We start from the raw sequence: 4300 nt of genomic DNA, 5'->3' as shown, positions 1-4300 counted from the left end.
TGCGATAGTAGTCGCGCACATAGCGGGATTCGTCGTGCATGAATTCGGGATGGCCGGCCGGCTCATTGCGATGAGATTGCTGAGCCTGCGGCCTTCCCTGCGGTTGCGGGCTGTGCGACTGCCCCTGCGGTTGACCGTGCTGGCCTTGTTGCGGCGGCTGGCCGTGCTGTTGGCCCGGTCCTTGTCCCTGACCGAGCGGGCGATGATCGTCGGCGAAAGCGCCTGCCGACGGCAGCGCGACGACCGACGCGAGCAAAACCATGAAAACGGAACGGCGGCTAAGGCTCGACTTGGTTGATTTCATTCTCGGCACTCCGAAGCGGTACCCCCTCCATCGATCATGCGCTCCGTCTCCCGCCATGCCTAGCCGAAATCTGCGGCGCCCTCACGTGTCACGGATTGGGTTTCGCATTCCGTGCGAAGGCATTAGGCTGCGCGAACAAAAATTTGAAACATAGATGGGAACGCCATGTCAGATCTCGACCAAAGCCTGTTTCAACTCGCCATGTCGGAGGAAGCCCGACCCCTGATGGACGCGGTGAAAAAGCACATCAAGGAAAATGTGGAGCCGATCACGGAAGAATTCTTCCGGCTGAACGATCAGAAGGAGGACCGCTGGAGCTGGCATCCGCGCCAGCTCGAGCTGCTGGAGGGCGCGAAGAACAAGGCCAAGGAATCGGGCCTCTGGAACTTCTTCCTGCCCGATTCCGAGATCGGCTCGGGCCTGACGAATCTCGACTATGCCTATATCGCCGCCGAGCTTGGGCGTTCGCCGCTATCCTCCGAATCGCTCAATTGCAGCGCGCCCGACACCGGCAACATGGAAGTGCTCGAGCGCGTCGGCACGCCCGCGCAGAAGAAGCAGTGGCTCGAACCGCTGCTCAACGGCGAAATTCGTTCGGCCTATGCGATGACCGAGCCGGACATCCCGAGCTCTGATGCGAAAAACATCCGTACCACCGCCGTGCTCGACGGCGACGAGTGGGTCATCAACGGCGAGAAGTTCTACATCTCCGGCGCCGGCGACCCGCGCTGCAAGATCATGATCGTCATGGTGAGGACGAGCCCGGATGCGCCGCCTTCGAAGCAGCAGTCGCAGATTCTCGTGCCCAAGGACACGCCCGGCGTCGAAATCCTCGAAGCCATGCAGGTTTTCGGCAAGGACCATGCGCCCTGGGGCCACATGCATATCCGCTTCAACAATGTGCGCGTGCCGAAGGACAACATCCTGCTCGGCGAAGGCCGGGGCTTTGAAATCAGCCAGGTGCGCCTGGGGCCCGGCCGCATCCATCACTGCATGCGCTCGATCGGCAAGGCCGAGAAGGCGCTGGAACTGATGGTGAAGCGTTCGGCGACGCGCGAAGCTTTCGGCAAGCCGATCGCCAAGCTCGGCGGCAACCTCGAGATCATTTCCCGCGCCCGGATCGAGATCAACGCGATGCGTCTTTCGGTCCTTCAGGCGGCGAAGGCCATGGACGTGCTCGGCAACAAGGAAGCCCGCGTCTATGTCAGCGCGGTGAAGGCGATGGTCCCGGAACGGGTCTGCCTCATCATCGACCAGGCGATCCAGATGCATGGCGCGGCCGGCATCTCGCAATGGACGCCGCTCGCGGACCTCTACACCGACATGCGCCATCTGCGCTTCGCGGACGGCCCCGACGAGGTCCATCACATGGTCGTCGGCCGCGCCGAGATCCAGAAGCACGGCCTCTGGTAGGAAACACCGAAGGGCCTGACCGGCCCGATTGGTCCGACAAGGAACCGCCGCGGGCGCAAAAGCCTCGCGGCGGTTTTATTTTGTCCGGCCATAATGGCGCTCGAATTGCGCCCCATTTTTACCGTGTACGGAACGCCTGATGATCCCCGGGGCCCGGGCACCGAGATCATGGGGACATCCAGATGACGATTTTATCCGCACGCCTCCTCGGCGTGAGTATGGCGGCGCTCCTGGCGCTGAGTGCATGCGCAAGTACGCAGACCTACACCGGTTCCGCGCGTGTCCTGCCCGCGGAACTAGGCCCGGTCGCAGGCGGCGTACAGTACGATATGGTCATGAATACCTCTTCTGCTTCAGCCAGTCCGACGCCATTCACCGAGAAATATCCCGACACGCCGCAGAACGGCGTGAAGCTCGTCGCGCAAGAGCCTGTCTCGACCTTCTCGATCGACGTGGATACGGCTTCATATGCGAATGTCCGCCGCTTCCTTCATGACGGGCAGTTGCCGCCGCGCGACGCAGTGCGCATCGAGGAACTCGTGAACTATTTCGACTACGGCTACGCGCGGCCCGCGAGCGCAAAGACGCCTTTCCGGGCAACGACGGCGCTCGTCGCCTCGCCCTGGTCGAAAGATCGCCAGATCCTGCATATCGGCTTGCAGGGCTACGAACTGCCGCGCACCAGCCAACCTCCGCTCAATCTCGTTTTACTAGTCGATACATCTGGCTCGATGGATAGCGAAGACAAGCTGCCGCTTGCCAAGAAGGCGATGAACCTGCTGGTCGATCAACTCGGCAAGGACGATCATGTCTCAATCGTCGCCTATGCGGGGTCGGCGGGTGAAGTGCTGGCGCCCACCGACGGCGGGCAGAAGACCAAAATCAGATCGGCCCTCGATGCGCTGGCGGCCGGCGGCTCGACGGCGGGCGGCGAGGGCCTGGCGCTTGCCTATCGTCTGGCGGAGGAGAACTTCAACAAGGAGGCCGTCAACCGCGTCATCCTTATGACCGATGGCGACTTCAATGTCGGCATCGACGACCCGGAAAAGCTGAAGGATTTCATCGCGGAGAAACGCAAATCCGGCGTCTATCTCTCCGTCTACGGCTTCGGGCGCGGCAACTACAACGACGTGATGATGCAGAGCCTCGCCCAGACCGGCAACGGCACGGCGGCCTATATCGACACGATGCAGGAAGCACGCAAGCTCCTGCACGACGATCTCGCGGGCTCGCTCTTTCCGATCGCCGACGACGTGAAGATCCAGATCGAGTTCAATCCCGCTTTCGTCGCCGAATACCGCCTGATCGGCTACGAGACAAGGCTGCTCGCGCGCGAGGATTTCAACAACGACAAGGTGGACGCGGGCGAGGTCGGCTCCGGCGTTGCGGTGACGGCGCTTTATGAAATCACGCCGGTCGGTGCGAAGCTCTCCTCGGATCCCCTGCGCTATCAGGACAAGGGCAAGGCGCCGCGCAAGGGCGACGAGCTTGCCTATCTCAAGCTGCGTTACAAGGAACCGGGCGGCACCACGTCGAAGCTGATCGGACAGGCGATTTCATCCGACGCCCTGACCACGATCGATGCCGCGCCCGAGGCGACACGCTGGGCCGTCGCGGTCGCTGGCTTCGGCGAACGCCTGCGCGGGTCGCCCTGGGTGTCCGACAGTTTCGGGCTCGACGAGATCGCGGCACTCGCCCAGAAGGCGCGGGGCGAGGACGAATTCGGATTGCGCGCGGAATTCGTGCAGCTGGTGCGGGCAGCCAAGGACGCAAGAAGCCTCAACGAATAGCCAATCCTGACAATGCGAGCCGCCGCGCAAGCCGACATCCTTGCGCGGCGGCTTTCTTTTGAGCGGCTTTTTCTCGGATTTCCGCGGATTTTGCCGGTGGCTCACAGTTTCCATTGCATCCCGCCTCAGGATCGGGAAAATGGAAAAAAACTAAACTGACAAATTATCAGGATGGAACCGCTCCGATGACGATCACAGAGAACGCCGCGCCTGCCGGCGCCCGTTTCGACAAGGAAGCCCTGCTCGCCCGCTATCGCGCCGAACGCGACAAGCGCCTGCGCGCAGACGGCAATGCCCAATATCTCCAGATCAAGGATCAGTTCGCGCATTATCTCGACGATCCCTACACGCCGCGCGTCGAGCGCGAACCGAAGACCGATCACGTGACCTTTGCCTTTGTCGGCGGCGGCTTTGCCGGCCTCGTCACGGGCGCGCGTCTCGCGGAAGCCGGCATCGCCGATGTCCGCATCATCGAGAAGGGCGGCGATTTCGGCGGCACCTGGTACTGGAACCGCTATCCGGGCGCGCAATGCGACACGGCATCGATGATCTACATGCCGCTGCTTGAGGAAACGGGCCACATGCCGAGCGAGAAATATGCGCACGCGCCCGAAATCCTCGCCCAGTGCCAGCGCATCGGCAGGCAATACGGTCTCTATGACAACGCGCTGTTCCACACGGAGGTGAAAAACCTGACATGGGACAATGAGAACGCGCGCTGGGTGATCGAGACCAATCGCGGCGACCGCTTCACCGCCGACTATGTCGGCATGGGCACCGGCCCCCTGCACGT

Annotated in this window: 4 protein-coding genes; 3 read left to right on the top strand and 1 reads right to left on the bottom strand. The window is 62.2% G+C overall.

Annotation, left to right across the window (positions count from 1 at the left end):
• A partial coding sequence (locus VMR03_RS02305; RefSeq protein ID WP_325401880.1) for a hypothetical protein occupies positions 1-304 on the bottom strand: 304 nt, incomplete at its 3' end.
• A 165-nt stretch (positions 305-469) separates the two neighbouring features.
• Here VMR03_RS02305 and VMR03_RS02300 point away from each other — a divergent pair.
• From VMR03_RS02300 to VMR03_RS02290, 3 genes are all read left to right on the top strand, one after another.
• Positions 470-1717, top strand: coding sequence for an acyl-CoA dehydrogenase family protein (locus VMR03_RS02300; RefSeq protein ID WP_325401879.1), 1248 nt, complete (start codon positions 470-472; stop codon positions 1715-1717).
• A gap of 182 nt (positions 1718-1899) precedes the next feature.
• A complete protein-coding gene (locus tag VMR03_RS02295; protein ID WP_325401877.1) occupies positions 1900-3507 on the top strand; it encodes a VWA domain-containing protein in 1608 nt (535 codons plus the stop codon).
• Positions 3508-3692: 185 nt separating this feature from the next.
• Positions 3693-4300, top strand: a 608-nt coding sequence (locus VMR03_RS02290; RefSeq protein ID WP_325401875.1) for an NAD(P)-binding protein, incomplete at its 3' end; no start/stop codon positions are given.

It is taken from the genome of Parvibaculum sp., from assembly GCF_035511255.1.
Classification (GTDB): Bacteria; Pseudomonadota; Alphaproteobacteria; order Parvibaculales; family Parvibaculaceae; genus Parvibaculum.
The sequence above is the reverse complement of the archived record's forward strand: the minus strand, read 5'-3'. Positions and strand labels throughout refer to the sequence as shown.

What these genes read in the sequence shown, in the direction of transcription:
- VMR03_RS02300 (WP_325401879.1), top strand. Translation starts at nt 470, where the DNA reads ATGTCAGATCTCGACCAAAGCCTGTTTCAACTCGCCATGTCGGAGGAA.
- VMR03_RS02295 (WP_325401877.1), top strand. Translation starts at nt 1,900, where the DNA reads ATGACGATTTTATCCGCACGCCTCCTCGGCGTGAGTATGGCGGCGCTC.